We start from the raw sequence: 19,561 nt of genomic DNA on the forward strand, positions 1-19,561 counted from the left end.
CCTCCAAAGGGGCGTCAGTCGAGCTTCTCGGTCAGCAAGCGGAACTGCTGGCGGGGACGGCCACCGCCGGTCGACCGAGCCGGCGGCAGCGGCCACGCGAGTCCGGCCTCGACCAGCTCCTTCAGCATGCGGCGTCCGGTGCGTTGGGTGACCTGCATGATCGCGGCGACGCTCTCGACGTCGACAACGAGTTGCCGGCCCGGTGTGGCACTCATGGCGGAGGCGATCGACGTGACGATCTCCAGCGCCCTCTGATCGAGCGGAGCGCTGTCAACAGGTGCAGCGTCAGCTGTCGCAGGCCCAGGCTCCAGGTCCAGCCGGTCGCTGCCACCGTCCAGGTACACCGCGACCTTGCCGCCTGCAGCAACTGACTCCTCCACAGCCATCAGCGCGTTTGCCTCAGCTGCACGAGCAGTCTGGCCAGTGCCAGCACCCACAGCGACCGGTACGCCGAGTTGCGCCGTCAAGGCGCTCAGGAAGGGTGCAACGGTGAACTGCTCGGTCAGCCGGACCAGTGCGCCGTGTGTGGTGGTGACGAGGAACAGCGTGTCGGACCGGCGCGTCACCGACGCACCGACCTGCCGTGCCTCGGACAACAGCTTCTGGTGGGTCGACAGCGCCAGCTCCTGCTGCCAGTAGTCGCCGGACTCCGCTCCCGAAGGAATGACCTGTACGGCGATCATCGCCAGCTGGTGCGCTCCCATCCGCGTGCCCTGACCGAGCAGTACGGCGGTCTCCAGCGCGTCCCGCACACTCGACCGCGTCGGCGCGATCCGCAGCACCGGTACGCCGTCTGCTCGCAGCTCGCGCTCCACGGACAGGATCGTGGTCAGCGCGACCGTGGTGTGCTGACGCTCCCACTTGTCCCGGTGGAACGCTGCGAAGCCGTCAACCGACTCCGGCCCGTCGTATGGGACGTCATATACCTGTGCGGTGTCCAGGCCGATCTCGGCGTACGCCTCGGTGACGTCGGCCAGGGAGAGCGAGTCGATGCTGACCCGGCTCAGGTCGACGTCTTTGATGGTCAGTGAGGCACGCAGCAGGGCGGCGTACAGCGCGGCGCCGGTCAGTGGGAGGTGGGTGGACGGGACGGTCAGCCAGTGGCCAGTGGTCGCCAGGTCGAACGCCCACGGGCCGGGGAAGACGGCGGAGTCGATCCGGTCGCGCAGCCTCAGGTAGCGCTCCTCGGCCTCGGACTGGTCGTCGTACCCGCCGGTGAGGAACCGCACGCCGTGCGCGGACCGCTCCGCGACCTCCTGCCCGACCTCGGCCATCGTCTTCACCAGACGACGTGGCCCGAACAGTCCAACGGTCACTGCCGGCACCCGCTCACCCGCCGCCGGCTCGGTATCGTCACTCATCGTCAACCCCTCGTTCTCCCGGTAGCGGCCGCCACCGGAACAGCTTGCGGGCATTCCCGCTGAGAACATCTTGACGTTGACTCTCCGTCAAAGGGGCGCACACCACTCTGCCCAGTGACATCCGCTGGTCGATGAAGGGAAAGTCCGAGCCGAACAGGACCCGCCCGCTGCCCACCTGCGCGACCATCGCACCGATCATCGGCCCGGTCATCTGCGAGCCGCACACCTCCAGCCAGAGCGACTCGTACCGGCTCGCGGCCTCGATCGCCTCGGCTACGCCGGCCGGGGTGATACCGGCGTGGCCGAGCATGACCGCAGCACCCGGGTAGCGCTCGGCGACCGTCTGGAACATCGCCGGAGCGTCGTACGGCGACTGGTGCTCGGAGTGGCTGAGCACGGGACAGCCGGTCGACTCGGCGAACTCCCAGACCGCGGCGTACCGCGCCCCGGTGACTGGATAGCGATGCAGCGACGGGTGCACCTTGATCCCGACGAACCTCTCGTCGGCCGCGAGCCGCTCGAGCTCGCGCTCCGGGTCCTGCCACGGGTTGATGACCGCGTACGCCGCGATGCGTCCCGGATGCGCGTCGACGGCGGCCAGCGATTGCGAGTTGCCGAGGTGCGCGTCCTGCTGGATCGCGCGATTGGCCGAGAGGACGGTGACGTCGGTGCCGGTCAGGTCCATCACGGCGACCATCGTGGCGGCGTCCGGGTCCGGGATGTAGAACAAGGAGTACGGGCCGAGATGCGCGTGGACGTCGATGATCCGGTGCGTCGGCCTGCGCCCGATCACAACCAACCTCCCGCCGTGCTCCGCACGTCGCGCGGGCCGGACTGCCGGGGCGTGTCGGGGGCGCCGAAGAGGCGGGTTGCGTTGGTGAATCCGACCTGGTGGATCGTGGCGTCGTCGAGGCCGGACCAGGCCAGCCGGACGACGCTCTCGCCTGGGTCGCGCAGGCCTAAACCGGTCGCGAACAGCAGCCGGTCGGCGAGGCCATGGGCGGCCAGCCACTCGACGCCCTGGTGCGAGGCGAAGTCGACGAGGTCCACGTGCAGGTTGGAATGCCCGGAGAGCGCTGCCCAGAGTTCACGCAGCTTCCGGTAGCCCAGGTTCGACACGATGATCGGCAGTTCGGGATACCGGGTGGCGATCGTCGACAGGTCCGTCCAGGCGATCTCCGCCGAGTCGATGCACAAGGGCAGACGGTTGGCCTGCAGCGCGGCGTACAACTCGTCGAGCAGGCTGGGGGAGAAGCCGTGCGACGCCGGGTGGATCCGGAAGGCCGCGACGCCGTCGTCGACGGCGCGTTCCACCAGTTCCGTCAGCGAGTCCAGTTCGCCCGGGGTTGCGGGCACCGCGCTCCAGCACGCGAGTACGCCGCGATCGGCCAGGCTGTGCGCGAGGGCGGACGCCTCCGCGTTGCCGCCGATCGGGTCGTGCAGCCAGGAGGCCATCGCACTCACCAGCGCGCCTGACAGCTCGAACCGGTCAAGATGCGCGGCAACCGCATCCCGATCGGTCGCCGGCTGCAAACTGGCCGGATGCGCGCCGGTCACCACCCGCGCGTCGAACCACCCACAAGTCACCGCATCACTCATCACGAACCATCCCCCGATTCAACAGTCCAGCGGCCCGCGTACGGCAACGTCAAGTGCGCCCATCCGTCCTCGATCGCCGCGTCGATCACGATGCCGTTGAGGCGGAGCTCGCCGGTAGCGCGCACAGACAGCTCGCAGCGTGCCGAGCAGGTGACCTCGTACCGCGTCGACTCGGCAAGGATGGTGATGTCTTCTGTGGAGCGGACCAGCGACGGCAGTTCCCGCACCTGCCAACCGGTTGCCCAGGACAACTTTCCGTTGACGGAGCGGATCCAGGTGGAGGCGCCGATGCGGTCGATGGTGGGTCCGTTGGTGACGAGTAGTTCACCGTCTACTCGGGTGACGGCAACGTCGTCCGCGGACGGCACGAGAACGGTTGTGAAGTCGCCGCTCGAGCGTTCCAAGCTGAGCGAGTGCAAGGGCCCGTACTCCGCCGTCTGAGACTCCAGAACCGGCCGCCGGGCGGTGCCCTCCGTGGTGCCGACGACGGTTGTCGCCGGATCACCCGCCTCCACCAGCAGGAGCCGCCCTGCCGCGTACGCGAGCGGCCCGACCTGCTGCCAGGGATGAAGCGCATGCCACAGCGCGCGGAAGGTGTGCGGGCCGCTCGCCCTGTCCGTCACGACGACGTACGCCGGCTCCTCGCGCACCATCGCGATCGTGCGCGCCTGCTCCAGCCCGTTGCCGTGATGCCGTCCCGAGAAGACCGCCACCGGACCGGTGTCGATGAGCGGATCGACCGAGACCCGACGATCCGTCGACAGTTCGCGATCGTCGACGAGGACCGTGTTGTGGCCCCGACCTGACTGGTACCAGCTCACATAGCCGGGATCGTCGTAGCTCGGGGGACCGCCCGCCTCCCACAGCAACGGCTCGCCCCCGCCGTCCAGCACAAGATCCAGTACGGCACGATGCGAGTGCGACTCCAGCTCATGCTCGATATGCGGCCCGTGATTGATCACGGCCCGCAGCTCGTCACTCCGCAAGATCGTGTACCCCGACTCCGGCAAGAAAGTTGCCAAAGGCAACTCCAAAGGCAGCGAACCGCCACGCTCCAACATCGCAGCAGGCCAGACGATCCCGCTGTCCTGCAGATGCGGCACCCATCCACCCGACGACACCAACTCGCGCAACCAGGTATGCATCGCGGCGTACCGGGGATGACCCGCAACCCCCGAGTCGATCCGCGCCGCCGTTTGCAGCGCGCTCAGCACCATCCCGTGGTACCCGGGCGACCGCTCGTAGTGCCCGCCATCCGGATAGATGTCCAAAGCGAGGTGCTCTTCGATCCGCTCCCGCGCACGCCACGCCCAGGCCGCCGACTCCACGAGTGACGGCAGTACGGCGCTGATATGCAGCAGCTCGGTCGCGCACACCAATTGCCAGTTCCCGTGCCGGAAAACGTCATGCTCGTCGTACGCCCAGCGGGCTCCACCGACCAGCGTCGCGACCAGCCGACCCCACGCGCGATCGGACAGCGACGACGGAGTCAGTACTTCGAGCGTCGGCAGCAGGTTGCGGCAGCGCGCCCATGTGCCCAGCGAGTACCAGATGACGTCCAGCCCCGGCCACTCGCCGGTGACCGAGTCGCGCCGCTCCACCCACTCGTCGAGGTGCCGCTCGAAGGCCCGCAGATAGCGCTCGTCGCCGGTCAGCAACCAGGCATCAACGCCGGGCTTCAGCCAGCCGAGGTAGTGGAAGCCGTACAGCTGCGACCGGCCCTTGCCCAGCCCGGTCACGTCCACGCCATCAAGCAACGGCGCTGCAGCTTCGAGTACGCCGTCAGCTGAGTCCGGCAACGGCCAGGCCGGACGCTGCATGCGTGACCCGACGAAAGCGCGCAGCCCGGCGAGATCCTCCGCCGGCGACCCGAACGCCTTCAACAGGTCGTCAGTTCCGATCTGATTGATCCGCCCGTCGATATGCCGTGGTTTCTCCGGACCCACACTCATGCGACATCGACCGGTTGCCGGGTCTCGATCGACAGATGCGCGGCCTCGAGTACGGCGGTCACGTCGCGGCTGCTCTCGATCGTGATCAGCGGCTGCCGCCCGGTCTGGCAGCAGTCGACCCAGTGCGCGATCGCGTCGGCGTACGCACCGGCCGGGATCCCGTGCATGACCCGCTGCAGCATGTTCCGCGGATAGCTGTAGCCCTCCGGACGAGCCAGTACGACGCTCTCCTTCTGCCGGTCGAGCTGTACGACGCCGTTGTCGGTGATCACCGCGACGTACGAGTCGACCGTGGTCGGGAACGTGTTCGGATAGATCCACGCCGACTCGAACGTGGCGACCGCGCCGCGCGAGTACTCCGCCTGGATCTGGATCGCGTCCGGGGTGTCGATGCCGAGCGACCGCAGCTTGCCCCAGCGCGCGGTCGCGTAGACCCGGCGTACCTGATCGCGCAGCAGCCACGAGACCAGGTCGATGTCGTGGCTGGACAGGAACCACGCACACGTCGTGCGATCGGCCCACGACAACATCTCGGTCGGCACGAAGATCGTGTCGTCCTTGCGTGCGTACGCGACCGCGGCCTCGCCGAGATCCGCGAGCAGCTCGTAGGCCTGTGCGTACGCCGGAACCCAGCGGTGGTTGAACAGGCACATCGCGATCACCTCGTTCTCGCGGATCGCCTTCACCGCGGCGTCGGCCTCCGCGATCGACGTGGTCATCGGCTTCTCGACCAGGATGTGCTTCCCGGCCTCGGCCGCGCGCACCATCATCTCGCCGTGCACGTGATCCGGAGTCGTGAGTACGACGGCATCCACCGAATCGTCGGCGAGCAGCGCGTCGAGGTCGGGGTGGATCGTGGGCCGCCGCGCGCCACGTGCGGCGATCTCGTCGGCCAGCCGCCCGGCCGAATCCGCCGACCGGCTGGTCACCGCCGTGATCTCGGCGTCGGACCGGCCGGACAACGACAACGCGTTGCCCCGCCCCATGATTCCGGCCCCGACAATCCCAATCCGCAACACGCTATTTGCCCTTCGCCAGAGTCTCGTTCCACGCCTTCTCGGCGTCGTCCAGTGCTTGCTCAGCAGTCTTGGTACCCGACATGTACGCGCGGATCTGGTCGTCGAACAGCTGTCGCAGCTGCTCGTCGTTCCCGGAACCCATCGACGCGTCCACGCTGGTCTTGAACGTGTCGACCAGGATCTTGCGGGCCTGATCGGCCGGCGTGTTCCCGGAGATGTCGGTGAAGAACGGGTCGGCGAGTGCCTTCACCGACGACGGGTAGATCGGGACGAGCTTGCAGAGCGCGAGCTGCTGCTCGGGCGCGGCGACGTACTTGAGCCACGCGGCCGCCGCAGCCTGGTTGTCCGACTTCGCCGGGATGCCCATCACCTGCTGGCCGGACATGTAGTACTTGCTGTCGGCACCGGTCACCGGGGGACCGACCACGATCGAAGAGTAGACCGCGGGCGCGTTCTTCTCGACATTGAGCAGCGAGCTGGAGACGGCCGCCGGGTTGAACGCGATCAGCTTGTTCTCCAGCGACTGCGGCAGGTCCCGCGGGTTCTCGCTCAGGCTTCCGGGCGCGATCGCACCCGACGCGAACAGCGGCTTGAACTTCTGGACCAGCGCGAGAGTCTCCGGCGTGTTGAAGGCAGCCGTCTTCCCGTCCTCCGACAACAGCTTGATGCCGTCAGCCTGCACCACGCTCGAATACGCCATGAAGTTGGTCGCGGACTTGCCGGTCGCGTCGTGGTACTTCGTCGCGAGCGTCAGCGCGTCGTCGTACGTCGTCGGCGGCTTGGCCGGATCGAATCCGGCCTTGGCCAGCAGATCCTTGTTGTAGAACGAGAGCGACGTGCCGCCGTTGTACCACGGGATCGCGATGCGCTTGCCGTCGACAACCAACGGGTCGGCCAGGTTGGGCAGGTACGCCGCGACGTCCTCCTGGCTGAACAACGAGCTCAGGTCCGCCATCGAGCCGGCGAACAGCCCGGTCGTCGCGGACGTGAAGTTGACGACGTCCGGCACCTTCCCGCTGGCGATCGCGGCCAGCAGCTTGGTGGTGATGTCCGCGCCAGGCACGTCCACCCAGTTGATGTGAACCTTCGGATGGTCCTTCTGGTACGCGTCGATCCATTTCTGGATGTCCGGCCCGTAGTTCTTCTGCAGGTTGATCGTCCACCACTCGACGTCGCCGGCGTACGCGTCGCTGGACTGCTGCTTCGGTTCGTCGCCGCCGGCCGGGCTGCCGGACACACAACCGGTCAGCGCGAGAAGCAGAGCGGCACCCACCGCAAGGTGCCTGAGCAGGGATCGGGCCATCGGTGGCTCCTCAGAACGAAATGTCCTAAACCTGGCTTACAGACACCAGAGTGTTCGGCATCTCGTGAGCGAGGTCAAGGGAAGATCGCAGAAAATTCTGGGAGTTAGCGCTTCCTGCGGCCGCGTTCGTGCGTTACGGTTCCGGACATCCAGGAATCTGAAAGCTAGGTTTCAGACATTAGGGGCGACATGCGAGGACGTGTAGTCGGACAGCACTGGTACACGCCGTACGTGTTCATGCTGCCCGGGCTGCTGTTCTACGCCGCGATGTTCGCCTGGCCGGCCGTCATCGCGATCCAGTTGGCGTTCTCCGACTACGACATCGTCCATCCGGTCCGCTTCTCCGGGCTGGACAATTTCATCCGGCTCGGGCAGGACCCGCGGGTCTGGATCGCGCTGCGCAACTCGCTGTTGTTCCTGCTGATGTTCCTGCCGCTGACCGTGGTCGCGCCGCTGTTCCTGGCGATGCTGGTCAACCTGAAGCTGCGCGCGATCCAGGCGTTCCGGATGCTCTACTACCTGCCGGTGATCACGTCGATGGTCGCGGTGGCGGTCGCCTGGCGGTATGTCTTCAACCGCGAAGGCGTCGTGAACTGGCTGCTCGGCCTCTTCGGCGCCGGCCCGATCGACTTCCTCCTCGATCGGCACTGGGCGCTGCCGACCGTCGTACTGCTCGAGGCGTGGAAGAACGCCGGGTTGTTCATGATGATCTACCTGGCCGGACTCCAGGCCGTGCCGTCCGATCAGGTCGAGGCGGCGACGATCGACGGCGCGAACGCGTGGCAGCGGCTGCTGCACGTCGTCGTACCGTCGCTGCGGCCGACCTTCGCGGTGACGCTCGTGCTCAGCATGCTCGAGGCGATGCGGGCGTTCGAGTCCGTCTACGTACTGACCCGCGGCGGGCCGCTCGACTCGACTCTCACCCTCGGCTACTACATCTGGTCGAAGGCCTTCCAGGACTACGACATGGGCTACGCGAGCGCCGTCGGCCTGCTGCTGTGGGCGATCATGATCGTCCTGGCCGGCTTCAACCTCCTGGTGACCCGACGGAGGGACGGCTGATGGCCCGCCGCCTGTACCGGAGCCGGCCGCGGATCAACGTGCGCCGCGTCGGCCTTTATGTGCTGCTGATCGCGGTGGCGGCGTTGTTCATCGGGCCGTTCCTGATCCTGCTCAGCTCGGCGACCAAACCGGCCAGCCAGGACGTGTTCGGCTTCCCGCCCGATCTGATCCCGCGGCCCCCGGTCTTCGACTGGTTCCGCGAGGCGTGGACGACGATCCCGTACGCGCGCTTCCTGGTGAACTCGGTGATCTACGTCGGCATTACCGTCCCGATCTACCTCGTGATCTCGGCGCTGACGGCGTACCCGCTGGCCCGGATCGCATTCCGCGGCCGCGGCGTGTTCTTCATGCTGTTCCTGTCGATCATGTTCCTGCCCGGCGAGCTGATGCTGATCCCGCGGTTCCTGGTGATGAGCCAGCTCGGGCTGACCGACACGTTCGCTGCGGTGATCCTGCCCGCGGTGCTGTCGTCGCTCGGGATCTTCCTGCTTCGCCAGGCGTTCTCGCAGATCCCGGACGAGATCGTCGAGGCGGCCCGGATGGACGGCGCGAACGAATTCGCGATCTTCTGGCGGATCTGCGTGCCCATCGTCGCGCCGACGCTGGCCGTGCTCGCGATCCTCGGCTTCGTCTCGGTCTGGAACAGCTTCATCTGGCCGCTGGTCGTGCTGACCAGCCAATCGAAGTACCCGATCGCGCTCGGGATCGCCTACCTGAGCGGCGTCAGCGGGACCGATGTTCGCGGTCTTGCCGCCGGGACGGTGATCTCGCTGGTCCCGGTGATCTTCGTGTTCCTCCTGCTGCAGAAACGCATTCTCAACAGCATGGGCGGTGCAGTCAAAGGCTGAGCCGCCCACCGCCGCCCACCGCCGCCCACCGCCGCCCACCGCCGCCCACCGCCGCCCACCGCCGCCCACCGCCGCCCACCGCCGCCCACCGCCGCCCACCGCCGCCCACCGCCGCCCACCGCTCCGTCCACCCTGTGAGGCCCTCATGCAACCGTTCAGCCGCCGCACGCTCATTCTCGGAACGACCGCCGGCGGAGTCGCCGCCTGGGCCGGCATCCCGGCCCTCTCGGCATCCGCCGATCCACTCGTCTACGACTCACCCGAAGCCTTCGACGTCGCGCAGGCCGGCTACCTCGCGTCCGACCCGCAGGACAACGAGGCCGGCGTGTACGCCTGGGGCGAGTCCTACTTCCTGCTCAGCCTGCTCCGGATGTACGAGGCCCATCAGGACGAGCGCTACCTGCGGACGTTCGAGGACCGCGCCCACCACCTGATGAAGACCACCGACCACGCCCGCCACGTGACGGACTACGCCGGCCGGTCCGGCAAGGTCTGGCGTACGGCGGGTAACTACACCGCCGGGCACGGCGTACTCCCTGATGGCGACGGCAAGCCGGCGATCCAGCTCCGCTGGGCCGGGAGCCGGTCGGCCGAGTCGACCGCCGAGGTCTCGAACGTTGCCGACGGCACCTTTGACCTCGTACTTCGCAACCCCGCCACCACGACCGTCGTCACGCTGCCCGGCGTCACCCTCGATCCCGCTGCGCCGACGTACGTCGTGACCGCTGTCAACAACGCCTACACAGCAGGGCTGCGCTGGACTGCGGCCGATCTCCGCGCGACTCCCGCTGCAGCGCCCGCACCCGCACCTGCCACGATCACCTTCCAGTCGCAGTACTACGTGTTCGCCGTACACACCGGGATGATCGCGTTCCCGTTGGCGCGCTACGCCCGGATGGTGTTGCAGTCGCCGAAGCTCCGTTCGCGGCAGAAGTTCGCGCGCGACGCCCTCGACGCGGCGACCGCGGCCGTTGCGTTCCACGATCCCGAATGGGTCTCGCGGCCGGACGGGACCGGCGATTATGTGTGGCCGAAGGGTGCGCCGATCCCGTTCGACGGGACGATCCAGCCGTACAACCAGAGCCAGGGCATCGGTCAGGTGCTGGTCGAGCTCTTCCGCGCGACCAAGCAGCCGCGCTACAAGACCCGGGTCCAGCAGATGCTCAAGGCGTACCAGCCTGCTCTGCGACTCGTCGACGGCGCCTACGTGTGGACCTACTGGCCGCCGTACAGCGAGTTGTACGCCGGTTACCCGAAGACCGCGGGGATCTCGGAGTACACGCCGTCGTACCCGGCGTCGAAGCAGATCGAGGATCTCAGCCACGCGGCGATCAGCACCGAGTTCGTGCACGCGGCGTACGACGCGGGGATCGACGGGGGACCGGTCACGGACGTGACCATCTTCGCGAAGACGTTCACGCAGAAGCTGATCCGATCCGCGAACGAGGTCTGGTTCCGCGTCGACGGGACCGGTGACGCCGTGCCGGCCAACGCGGTCCAGTGCGCACGATGGGGCGAGTACGCCGAACAGGATCTGCTGATCTACCAGCAGTCCTTGCGCGTGTACGACGCCGTACAACTCATGCCGGTGCAAGGCTCGCACGCATTGGGTATCGCATACCTGAACTGGGCGAAGAACTCTGGTTGGAGGAACAAGTGAGACTGCTCCGGATCCGCAGCGACGACGGCCTGCGCGACGCCGTACTCGACGACGACGGCCGGGTGCGGCTGTTGCCGGGCGCCGCCGAGCCGTTCGACCTCGACCGGCTGCGTGAGCGGACGCCTGGTGACGAAGCGTTGGGCTTCGAGGCGGTGAGACTCGCCCCGCCGCTGAGCCCCGGCAAGATCGTGTGCGTCGGGCTGAACTACGCCGACCACGCGGCCGAAGGCGGGCAGGAGGCGCCGGCCGAGCCGATCCTGTTCATGAAGGCGCCGGACACCGTGGTCGGTGCGCGCGACGACGTGATCATTCCGCGGGGCAGCGAGAAGACCGACTGGGAGGTCGAGCTGGGCGTTGTCATCGGTCGGAAGGCGGCCTACCTGGCTGACGAGGCCGAGGCGATGGCTCATGTCGCCGGATATGTGCTCGCCAACGACGTGTCCGAGCGACACTTCCAGCTCGAGCGCGGAGGCCAATGGGACAAGGGGAAGAACTCGGCGACGTTCTGCCCGCTCGGTCCGTGGATCCTGACCGCGGACGAGGTGCCGGATCCGCAAGCGATCAAGCTCGGGCTGGACGTGAACGGCGAGGCGTTGCAGGACGGGTCGACGGCGAACATGATCTTCGGCGTCGCGCACCTGGTCCACTACATCTCGCAGTTCATGACGCTGTACCCGGGCGACGTGATCAGCACCGGTACGCCGGCCGGCGTCGGCGCAGGCCAGAAGCCGCCACGCTTCCTGCGCGAGGGCGACGTACTCCGGGTCTGGGCCGACGGCCTGGGCGAGCAGCACAACCGGCTTCGTGGCGCTAACGACAGGACGTAGTCGTCTACGTATACGACTTCGCACGCCTGACCGCGGCGCGAGCCGGCCCAGAAACCTGGGTACCTCCTGTCGTTAGCGCCCCAGCGCGGCGGCGATCGAGTCCGCGATCGGTGTTGTGGGACGACCGATCAGGCGGCTGAGGTCGCTGCCGCGTCCGGCCAGCAGGCCGCGCTCGATCGCCGCGTCGACGTCCACGAGGATCGGGGCGAACCGCTCCGGCAACCCAGCCCCGATCAGGATCTGCAGGTGCGTCTCGGCCGGAACGTTGTTGTAGGCAACGTTCTTCCCGGACTGCTCGGCGAGCTCGGCGGCGTACTCCGTCAGCGTCCAGGCGACGTCGCCGTTCAACTCGTAGGCCTTCTTGTCGTGCCCGTCCCCGGCCAGCACGACGGCTGCCGCAGCGGCGTAGTCCCGGCGCGCGGCCGACCCGATCCGCCCGTCGCCGGCGCTGCCGACAACACCGTGCTCCAGCTGTACGGCGATCTGGTCGGTGTAGACCTCGTTGTACCAGCCGTTGCGCAGGAGCGTGTACGGCAGCCCCGAGTCGAGGATCGCCTGCTCGGTCGCGAGGTGATCGGCAGCCAGATCGAAGTCGGCCTCGGGTCCGCCGAGCACGCTGGTGTACACGATCCGCGCGACGCCGGCGTCCTTCGCGATCGCGATGATCGACTTGTGCTGGTCAACCCGGTTCGGCTCGAGTCCGGAGATCAGCAGGACGGTGTCCCCGGCGCCGAACGCCTTCGCCAGCGCGGCCGGGTCGTTGTAGTCGGCGATCCGGACCTCGACGCCGCGGGCCGCGATCGGGGCGGCCTTCTCGGCGTTTCGGGCGACCGCGACGACCTGGTCGGCGGGAACCCGCTGCAGCAGTTCGTCGATGACGAGGCTGCCCAGGTGGCCGGTGGCGGCGGTGACGACGATGCTCATCTGTACTCCTCAGTGGTTGATGTCTGTCACCGACAGTAGGCAGCTTCGGCGAGCGGATCTATGTCCATAGAGCGCAGATTTATATCCGATCGTCTTGACGGCTGCGCGTATCATGGAGGACATGGATGTGCTCGCAGATGTCGTCGACGCGATGAAGACCGGTCCGGCCACCTCCGGGCGCACCGACGTCCGGGGCCCGTGGGGGCTGCGGTTCGGGCACTCGTTCGGCGCCACGTTCCATCTGGTCCTGCAGGGTACGGCGTGGTTGCTGCCGCCGGACGGCGACCCGATCCCGCTCGGACCGGGCGACGCCGTACTGCTTCCGCGCGGCCTCCAGCACACGCTGGTCGACCATCCGGACTCGCCGACCGTCGACTTCGATCCGTCGGTCGAAGAGCCGCAACACGGTCAAGGCGCCCGCGCGCTGTTGTTGTGCGGGACCTACCGGCTCGATCGCGAACGCCCTCACCCGGTGCTGAGCAGACTGCCCGACGTGGTCGTCGTGCCGGCGGATCCGGGCCGGCACCGAACGTTGCACACGGCAATCAGCATCCTGGGCGAGGAGCTCGACGCGCAGCGGCCCGGCGCGGCGGCCGTCGTACCGGCGCTCGTCGATGCGCTGCTGGTGCTGATCCTGCGGGCCTGGTTCGAGAACAACGACTGCCCGACGGATCGCGGGTGGGCGCGGGCGCTGACCGATCCCGCGGTCGTGCAGTCGCTCGAGCTGATCCACGAGAAGCCTGGTGCCGCGTGGACGGTTGCTGATCTGGCGGCCGATGTCGGACTGTCGCGGGCGGCGTTCGCGCGCCGGTTCACCGAGGCGGTCGGCGAGCCGCCGCTCACGTACCTGTCGCGTTGGCGGATGACGACCGCGGCGCGGCTGTTGCGCGATCACGATCGTCCGCTCGCCACGGTCGCGAAGGAGATCGGCTACACCTCGGAGTTCGCGTTCGCAAAGGCGTTCAAGCGCGACTTCGGCGTACCGCCAGGGACTTACCGCAAGCAGCTCACGCCGGCCTGACGGTCAGATCCTCTGGGCGCAACGTCGCGACCAGTTCGCCACGACTGCGGACGCCGACCTTGGCGAACGCGGACTTCAGGTGGTCCTGGATGGTGTGCGGCGAGATCGACAGCCGATCCGCGATCTCGGTGGTGGTGTGCCCGGAGATGATCTCCAGGCAGATCTCCCGCTCGCGCGTGGTCAGGCCGTACGCCGCCAGTAGCATCCCGACCAGGTGATGACCGGACGCCGGCTCGATCGTGACCACGACCTCCTCGTCGTTGTCCCCGAGCAACCGACTGCCCTGCAACACAACCCATCCGCCCGACGCCGTCTGCACCCGCGCCTGAAACGTCCCGCCGGCCGCCACCCGCGCGCCGGTGACGACCGCGCGCAGCAGTACGTCGAACCGCCCTGGCGCGATCTCGTTCAGCTCGTCCTGCCAGGTCTGCGCGGCCGCCGTGATCGCCCGAGGTTCGCCGTTGGGGCCGGTGACGACGATCGACGGGCCGACCCGTCCGCGGTACCCGTGCGCATCGGTCCGTACGGCGACCCGCGTCGCCGCGCCGATCACCGGCGCCACCGACCCGAGGAACTCGACCTCGCGATCGCTGAAGTCCGAGCCGCTCCGCACGAACCCGGCCGCACCCCAGCAGTCCCCGTCGACGGTGAACGTGGTCCGCACCTCGTGCTCGATCCCGAGCGGCCGCCACACCTCGTTCAGCCGCCGGTGCCCGACGACCTCGCGGTACGGCAGGTCGGACATCCGCGCGACCCGGCGATCCTCGCGGGCCAGTTCGGCGAACGAGTTCGGCACCGATCCGGCGTACTCCGTCTCGGCCAGCCGCGGCTCGTACTCCGAGGGGATGCGGGCCTGCCCGCTGGTCATCGAGCTCATCACCAGCGTGGCCGGATCCAGGCCGGCCCAGCAGGTCAGCTCGCTGCCGACGACCCGCTCGACCACCTCGATCGCGGCCGCGTGCAGTTCGACGACGCCCATCCCCGACGTCGCCAGTGCCGCGATGTCCCGGCGCGCGGTCCGCGCCTGGCCCTCCCACATGCGCTCAGTATGCGCCGCCGTACCGGGGCCGCCTATCCCGGAAATGTGGGGATTCCGGTCAGGTCCTGAGCCCAGCCGCACGGGATTTCGGCCGGCCTCACCGCTTCCTACCGTCGCAGCCATGACCGAATCAGTGCATCTGAGCAACGCCGGCAGCGGGGTCGAGCACGCCGCTCCGGACGCGACCGTGACCGTCAAGATCGGCGCCGAACACACCGACGGGCAGTACGAGCTGTTCGAGATCGACGCGCCCCGCGGCGATGCGACGCCGCCGCACAGCGAGACCTGGAGCAAGGCTTTCTACGTGCTGCAGGGCCGGATCCTCGTCCAGGCAGGCGATCAGGGCTACGACCTCGGCCCGGGTTCGTCGATCAGCATCCCGGCCGGCACGCTGAACACCTTCTCGGTGCTCACGCCGTCGGCCAAGTTCCTCACGATCAGCCAGACCGGCCGGATGGGCGAGACGCTATGAGTACGGCGGCGCAGGTGCTGGCGATCTTCATCGCGGTGATGCTGACCGTGGTGTTCGTGATGGAGTCGATCCTCTACCGGCATCCCAAGCTCTATCCGCTGTTCCTGACCAGGCGCGAGGACCTCGACGCGGTCCGGATGTGGACCGTGAACATGGGCTGGTACAACCTGTCGACCGCGGCCGCGCTGGTGATCGGCGTGATCCTCGCGGCCAACGGCCACGAGTCGGCGGGGGAGGCCCTGGTGACGTTCACGGCGGCGCAGCACACGTTCATGGCCGTCGTGCTGGTGGTCTCGGAGCGGCGGTTGTGGCTGAACGCGCTCATGGAAGGCATTCCTGCTGCGGTTTTGCTCATCCTCATGCTGTAGGAAACTTACGGACCTTGCGCAATCATGGGCATGAAACACCGCACACACTCAAGGTTCCCGGATGGTCACCGAGCGTTCGGCTATTCCGGGGGCCTGCCGCCCTGAGTACCCGTGAAGGTGAGGCTCATGAGCCCAATCAGTCGCAGGACCCTTGTTCTCGGCGGACTCGCCGCGGCCGGTGTCGGCGCCCTCCCGGCTGCCGCCCAGTCGTCCGTGATCACCGCCACCGCCGCCGTCCCGTACCCGTTCCAGCTCGGCGTCGCCTCCGGGGAGCCGGACGCGAGCAGCGTCGTACTGTGGACCCGCCTGGCCCCGTCGCCGACCGACGCCGACGGCCAGGGCGGGATGGCGAACGCCGACGTCGCCGTGGACTGGCAGGTGTCGACCACCGACACCTTCAGCACGCTGGTCGCCTTCGGCACAGTCACTGCCACGTACGCCGCCGCGCACTCGGTGCACGCCATCGCCGGCGGCCTCAACCCGGACTCCGACTACTTCTACCGATTCCGTGCCCAGGGCCACATCTCGCCCGTGGGCCGCACCCGCACCACTCCGGCCATCGGCGCCGCCGGACGCGACCTGGTGATGGCCTTCACCTCCTGCTCGCACTACGAGGAGGGGTACTTCACCGTCTATCGCCGGATGGCCGAGGAGAACCCTGGCGTCATCCTGCACCTCGGCGACTACATCTACGAGTACGGTCCGACGACGGGCCGCCCGCGTCTCCACCTCGGCAACGAGATCGTGGCGCTCGCGGACTACCGCCGCCGGTACGCGCAGTACAAGACAGACCCGGACCTGCAGGCTGCGCACGCGGTCGCGCCGTGGATCGTCGTACCGGATGACCACGAGGTGGAGAACAACTACGCCGGCACGGTGCGCGAGAACAACACTCCGGCGCTGACTGCGGCGCAGTGGACCGCGCGGCGCTCGGCGGCGTACCAGGCGTACTACGAGAACATGCCGCTGCGGCCTGCTCAGGTGAACAGCGGCAACAGCATCCAGCTGTACCGGCGGCTGCGGTGGGGGAGTCTGGCGACGTTCCACATGCTCGACACCCGCCAGTACCGCAACGACCAGGCGTGTGGTGACGGCTGGCAGCTGTGCTCGGACGCCGATCTGGCCAACCGCAGTCTGCCCGGCAACCCGCAGGAGACGTGGCTGCTGGACGGTCTGGGGCAGCACCTCGGTACGTGGGACATCATCGGCCAGCAGGTGTTCTTCGCCCGCCGGTTCAACTCGACCGGCGCCAGCATGGACTCCTGGGACGGGTACCGCGCTTCGCGGGCGCGGATCCAGCAGGGCTGGGTGGATCGGTCGGTCCGCAATCCCGTCGTACTCACCGGAGATGTGCACCGGGCGTGGGCCAACGACCTCAAGGCCGACTACAACAACGTGAACTCGGCGACCATCGGCACCGAGCTCGTCACTAGCTCGGTCACCTCGAGCGGCGATGGCGACGCGACCACAGCGGTTCCGGATGTGGGGACGAACCCGTGGCTGAAGTTCTACAGCAATCGGCGCGGGTACATCCGCGCGACGGTCAGCCCGACCGAGATGCGAGCCGACTTCCGCAACGTGGCAAAGGTGTCCGAGCACGGCGCCGCTGCTGCGACCGCGAAGTCGTTCGTCATCCAAGAGGGCCAGCCCGGACTGCAGGCGGTGTGACTCATGAAGACGCTACTCATTACCGCGCTTGCTGCTACCGCTCTGACGCTCACTGCCACCCCTGCTGATGCGCATGTGGCTGCTCCCACGTGGGTGACCGCGAACAGCGTGGCCACCGGCGACCAGGACAACGCATCCGTTGCGATCAACCGGAACGGGTACGTCGCTGTGGCGTGGGAGGACGACCGCGACACCGACAACGCGACCGACAACGTCCATAGCGACATCTGGGTGAGGCTGTTCCACAACGGCACTGCTGTGTATGAGAAGAAGCTGTCCGCCGGTGGCGACAGCGGAGTGACGACCTGGCGACACCTGCACCCGGACGTCGGTCTGGATGACAAGGGCAATGCTGTCGTGGTGTGGCAGGACGACCCGGACGGCAATGGGTTCTACAACATCCCGTACCGCGTCCTGAACACTGCTGGCACCGTGACAGCGACTGGCAACGCCAACACGAGCGCTACTGGTCAGCAGATCAACCCACGGGTTGCTGTGGACCCGGACGGCGCACCATCCACTGCTGCAGTCGCGTTCTCTGTTGTGTGGGAGGACATCCAGACCGGTACGCCGGCCACCGTGAAGGCAGCCGGCTACACCGGACCGACCACGCGCGCCTGGGAGGTCACCGCCTCGCAGACGACCGGCCAGCACCACAACCCGGACGTGGCCGTGTCGGCGTCCGGTGACGCGGTAGTCGTCTGGGACGAGGACGGCGACGCCAACGGTGACTACAACATCGGGCTGATCCGCCTGGGACGGACCAACGGTGCAGCCAGCCTGTCCCGCCGGGTCGCCAACGCCACAACGACGGGCCAGCAGACGGGCGCAGCCGTCGCAGCCAACTTCAACGGCGACTTCGCGGTCGCATGGCAATCAGGTACGGCGCTCGGCACACGCTCGTTCGACTCAGCGGGCACGGCCCGCTATGCCGACGTACAGGCAGCAGCTGCGGGTACTGCGCCGTCGATCGGGATCGACGACCAGGCGCAGACCGTAGTGGGCTGGACGGTCCAGGCGACTGATCTCGATGTGTGGATCCGTGGCTTCGGGACGGACGGCACGGACACGGGACGACTGTCATCGCAGCAGCTCAGCTCGGCCACCGCCGGTCGGCAGGAGCAGATGACGGTCGCGGTCTCGCCGTACGCCGAGGTTGCTGTTGCCTACACCGACGACAACGACGGCAACACGTACGACCAGGTCATCCTGGGCACTGGGATCTCCAACAATAGTTGGTGATTCAGTGCGAGGTCGGGGACATCGTGCTGAGCACCTTGTCCCCGGCCGTGACCACGTCGAGCCCGACGATGTCCTGCAGCGGGATCGATGTACTGGCCGGCACCTGTGCCTGGCTGCCGCCGTTCGCAGCCCACCAGCCGGCTGTCTCGGTGGTGCCGTTGCGACTGCGGACGACCAGCATGCAGTGCTCGTACGGCTGCAGGTCCTTCATCTTCAGCTGGATGTCCGTACCCCAGCCGTGACTGGTCAGCTTGGCAGTGGTGTCGATGCCGCCCACTCCGTCGGTCGCGGTCCAGGTAGCAGAGGCCGGAGTCGACACCAGGCCCCAGCCGACCACGCCGCTCACCATGGCTGCCGATGCAGCCGCCAGCACCCAGCGTTTGCGTCGCGGTCGCTTGCGTTTGGTCAGGTGAAGCGGTGCAGGCTCTGGTTGCTCCGTCTCGATGTCTTCGACCGGTACGGCGTGCAGCAGGCCCGGCAGGTGGGCGAACTGCAGCAGCGTCTCGCGGCAGGTCGCACAGGTCGCGAGGTGCTCCTCGGTCGCGCGACGCTCGGACGCCTCCAGCGCACCGAGAATGTAGGCACCGATCGACATCGTCTCCGGGCACGTCATGAGCCGGTCACTCCTCGTTCCTGCAGCGCCGCACGGAGTGCGTGCAGCGCGTAGTAGCTCCGCGACTTCACCGTCCCCGCCGGTACGCCGAGGACCACCGCCGCCTCGTTGACGGTCCGCCGCTTGTAGAACAGCTCGACGATCACCTGCCGGTGGTCATGGCTCAGTCCGCGCATGACTTCGATCACCTGCCAGACCTGCAGCACGTGGTCGATGTCGTCCCCGAGCGCAGCGAACTCACGGTCGTCGATCGGTACTTCGGTCACCCGGGCGGCCTGTTTGCGGTGACCGGAGATCACCAGGTTGCGCGCGACCGTGAACAGCCAGCGGCCGGCCCGGTCCGGATCCAGTTCCGACGCGTGCGTCCAGGCCCGCGCCATCGTCTCCTGCACGATGTCCTCGGCGTACTGACGGTCGCCGCCCACCGAGCGCAGGACATAGCTGTAGAGCGGCCGCCGGTACCTGTCGTACAACGCGCGGATCACCGTGTCGTCATCCACACCCCAGAACTACGCACCAGAGCCGTAGAAGGTTCAACTGAACCGGTCGGCGCTGTTCTGCGTATCTGATGGTGAAAGGAGCT

General features: G+C 67.8%; 19 protein-coding genes. 9 read left to right on the plus strand and 10 right to left on the minus strand.

The window, feature by feature from the left end:
• Positions 1 to 14 precede the first annotated feature (14 nt).
• The 6 genes from ACQPYH_RS12645 to ACQPYH_RS12670 are packed head-to-tail and all read right to left on the minus strand — an operon-like array spanning position 15 to position 7,234.
• Positions 15 to 1,361, minus strand: coding sequence for a hypothetical protein (locus ACQPYH_RS12645; RefSeq protein WP_432890362.1), 1,347 nt, complete (start codon positions 1,359 to 1,361; stop codon positions 15 to 17).
• A complete protein-coding gene (locus ACQPYH_RS12650) occupies positions 1,354 to 2,154 on the minus strand; it encodes an amidohydrolase family protein (protein WP_432890365.1) in 801 nt (266 codons plus the stop codon). The genes ACQPYH_RS12645 and ACQPYH_RS12650 overlap by 8 nt, the downstream gene beginning before the upstream one ends.
• Positions 2,151 to 2,960 (minus strand): amidohydrolase family protein, encoded by an 810-nt coding sequence (locus tag ACQPYH_RS12655; protein WP_432890367.1) that lies wholly within the window; start codon positions 2,958 to 2,960, stop codon positions 2,151 to 2,153. The genes ACQPYH_RS12650 and ACQPYH_RS12655 overlap by 4 nt, the downstream gene beginning before the upstream one ends.
• On the minus strand, positions 2,960 to 4,912 hold the full coding sequence (locus ACQPYH_RS12660; RefSeq protein WP_432890369.1) for a heparinase II/III family protein: 1,953 nt from the start codon (positions 4,910 to 4,912) through the stop codon (positions 2,960 to 2,962). Before ACQPYH_RS12660 ends, ACQPYH_RS12655 begins: the two co-directional genes overlap by 1 nt.
• The gene (locus ACQPYH_RS12665; RefSeq protein ID WP_432890372.1) at positions 4,909 to 5,931 is read right to left on the minus strand and encodes a Gfo/Idh/MocA family protein; all 1,023 of its coding nucleotides are present in this window, start codon (positions 5,929 to 5,931) and stop codon (positions 4,909 to 4,911) included. Before ACQPYH_RS12665 ends, ACQPYH_RS12660 begins: the two co-directional genes overlap by 4 nt.
• Before the next feature lies 1 nt (position 5,932).
• Positions 5,933 to 7,234, minus strand: coding sequence for an ABC transporter substrate-binding protein (locus tag ACQPYH_RS12670; RefSeq protein ID WP_432890375.1), 1,302 nt, complete (start codon positions 7,232 to 7,234; stop codon positions 5,933 to 5,935).
• 189 nt (positions 7,235 to 7,423) lie between these two features.
• Here ACQPYH_RS12670 and ACQPYH_RS12675 point away from each other — a divergent pair, with 189 nt between their 5' ends.
• The 4 genes from ACQPYH_RS12675 to ACQPYH_RS12690 all read left to right on the plus strand — a co-directional run bounded on the left by ACQPYH_RS12675 (position 7,424) and on the right by ACQPYH_RS12690 (position 11,631).
• The gene (locus ACQPYH_RS12675) at positions 7,424 to 8,296 is read left to right on the plus strand and encodes a carbohydrate ABC transporter permease (RefSeq protein WP_432890378.1); all 873 of its coding nucleotides are present in this window, start codon (positions 7,424 to 7,426) and stop codon (positions 8,294 to 8,296) included.
• Entirely contained in the window at positions 8,296 to 9,144 is an 849-nt protein-coding gene (locus tag ACQPYH_RS12680) for a carbohydrate ABC transporter permease (protein ID WP_432890380.1), read from the plus strand. The genes ACQPYH_RS12675 and ACQPYH_RS12680 overlap by 1 nt, the downstream gene beginning before the upstream one ends.
• 145 nt (positions 9,145 to 9,289) lie before the next feature.
• The gene (locus ACQPYH_RS12685; RefSeq protein ID WP_432890382.1) at positions 9,290 to 10,804 is read left to right on the plus strand and encodes a hypothetical protein; all 1,515 of its coding nucleotides are present in this window, start codon (positions 9,290 to 9,292) and stop codon (positions 10,802 to 10,804) included.
• Positions 10,801 to 11,631 carry a fumarylacetoacetate hydrolase family protein gene (locus tag ACQPYH_RS12690; RefSeq protein ID WP_432890385.1) on the plus strand — a complete coding sequence of 277 codons (831 nt, stop codon included), beginning with the start codon at positions 10,801 to 10,803 and terminating at the stop codon, positions 11,629 to 11,631. Before ACQPYH_RS12685 ends, ACQPYH_RS12690 begins: the two co-directional genes overlap by 4 nt.
• A 72-nt stretch (positions 11,632 to 11,703) precedes the next feature.
• On the opposite strand, the gene ACQPYH_RS12695 is transcribed toward ACQPYH_RS12690, so the two are convergent.
• Positions 11,704 to 12,555 (minus strand): NAD(P)H-binding protein, encoded by an 852-nt coding sequence (locus ACQPYH_RS12695; RefSeq protein ID WP_432890388.1) that lies wholly within the window; start codon positions 12,553 to 12,555, stop codon positions 11,704 to 11,706.
• A gap of 121 nt (positions 12,556 to 12,676) precedes the next feature.
• Between ACQPYH_RS12695 and ACQPYH_RS12700 the strand changes: the two genes are divergently transcribed.
• Positions 12,677 to 13,576: an AraC family transcriptional regulator gene (locus tag ACQPYH_RS12700; protein WP_432890390.1), complete on the plus strand. Its 900-nt coding sequence runs from the start codon at positions 12,677 to 12,679 to the stop codon at positions 13,574 to 13,576.
• Here the strand turns inward: ACQPYH_RS12700 and ACQPYH_RS12705 are convergent.
• Positions 13,563 to 14,615: a helix-turn-helix transcriptional regulator gene (locus tag ACQPYH_RS12705; RefSeq protein ID WP_432890393.1), complete on the minus strand. Its 1,053-nt coding sequence runs from the start codon at positions 14,613 to 14,615 to the stop codon at positions 13,563 to 13,565. The two genes, ACQPYH_RS12700 and ACQPYH_RS12705, sit on opposite strands and share 14 nt — an antisense overlap.
• A 121-nt stretch (positions 14,616 to 14,736) precedes the next feature.
• Here ACQPYH_RS12705 and ACQPYH_RS12710 point away from each other — a divergent pair, with 121 nt between their 5' ends.
• The 4 genes from ACQPYH_RS12710 (at position 14,737) to ACQPYH_RS12725 (ending at position 18,365) form a co-directional block, all read left to right on the plus strand.
• Complete coding sequence (locus tag ACQPYH_RS12710; RefSeq protein ID WP_432890396.1) at positions 14,737 to 15,087, plus strand: cupin domain-containing protein; 351 nt, start codon at positions 14,737 to 14,739, stop codon at positions 15,085 to 15,087.
• Positions 15,084 to 15,455 (plus strand): DUF1304 family protein, encoded by a 372-nt coding sequence (locus ACQPYH_RS12715; RefSeq protein ID WP_432890399.1) that lies wholly within the window; start codon positions 15,084 to 15,086, stop codon positions 15,453 to 15,455. The genes ACQPYH_RS12710 and ACQPYH_RS12715 overlap by 4 nt, the downstream gene beginning before the upstream one ends.
• A 126-nt stretch (positions 15,456 to 15,581) precedes the next feature.
• Positions 15,582 to 17,123, plus strand: coding sequence for an alkaline phosphatase D family protein (locus ACQPYH_RS12720; RefSeq protein ID WP_432890402.1), 1,542 nt, complete (start codon positions 15,582 to 15,584; stop codon positions 17,121 to 17,123).
• A gap of 3 nt (positions 17,124 to 17,126) precedes the next feature.
• Entirely contained in the window at positions 17,127 to 18,365 is a 1,239-nt protein-coding gene (locus tag ACQPYH_RS12725; protein ID WP_432890405.1) for a hypothetical protein, read from the plus strand.
• A gap of 1 nt (position 18,366) precedes the next feature.
• Here ACQPYH_RS12725 and ACQPYH_RS12730 read toward each other — a convergent pair whose 3' ends face one another.
• Complete coding sequence (locus ACQPYH_RS12730; protein WP_432890408.1) at positions 18,367 to 18,978, minus strand: anti-sigma factor family protein; 612 nt, start codon at positions 18,976 to 18,978, stop codon at positions 18,367 to 18,369.
• Positions 18,975 to 19,478: a sigma-70 family RNA polymerase sigma factor gene (locus ACQPYH_RS12735; RefSeq protein ID WP_432890411.1), complete on the minus strand. Its 504-nt coding sequence runs from the start codon at positions 19,476 to 19,478 to the stop codon at positions 18,975 to 18,977. Before ACQPYH_RS12735 ends, ACQPYH_RS12730 begins: the two co-directional genes overlap by 4 nt.
• Positions 19,479 to 19,561 lie beyond the last annotated feature (83 nt).

Origin of the sequence: Kribbella sp. CA-245084, assembly GCF_050942355.1 — a bacterium.
Lineage (GTDB): Bacteria > Actinomycetota > Actinomycetes > Propionibacteriales > Kribbellaceae > Kribbella.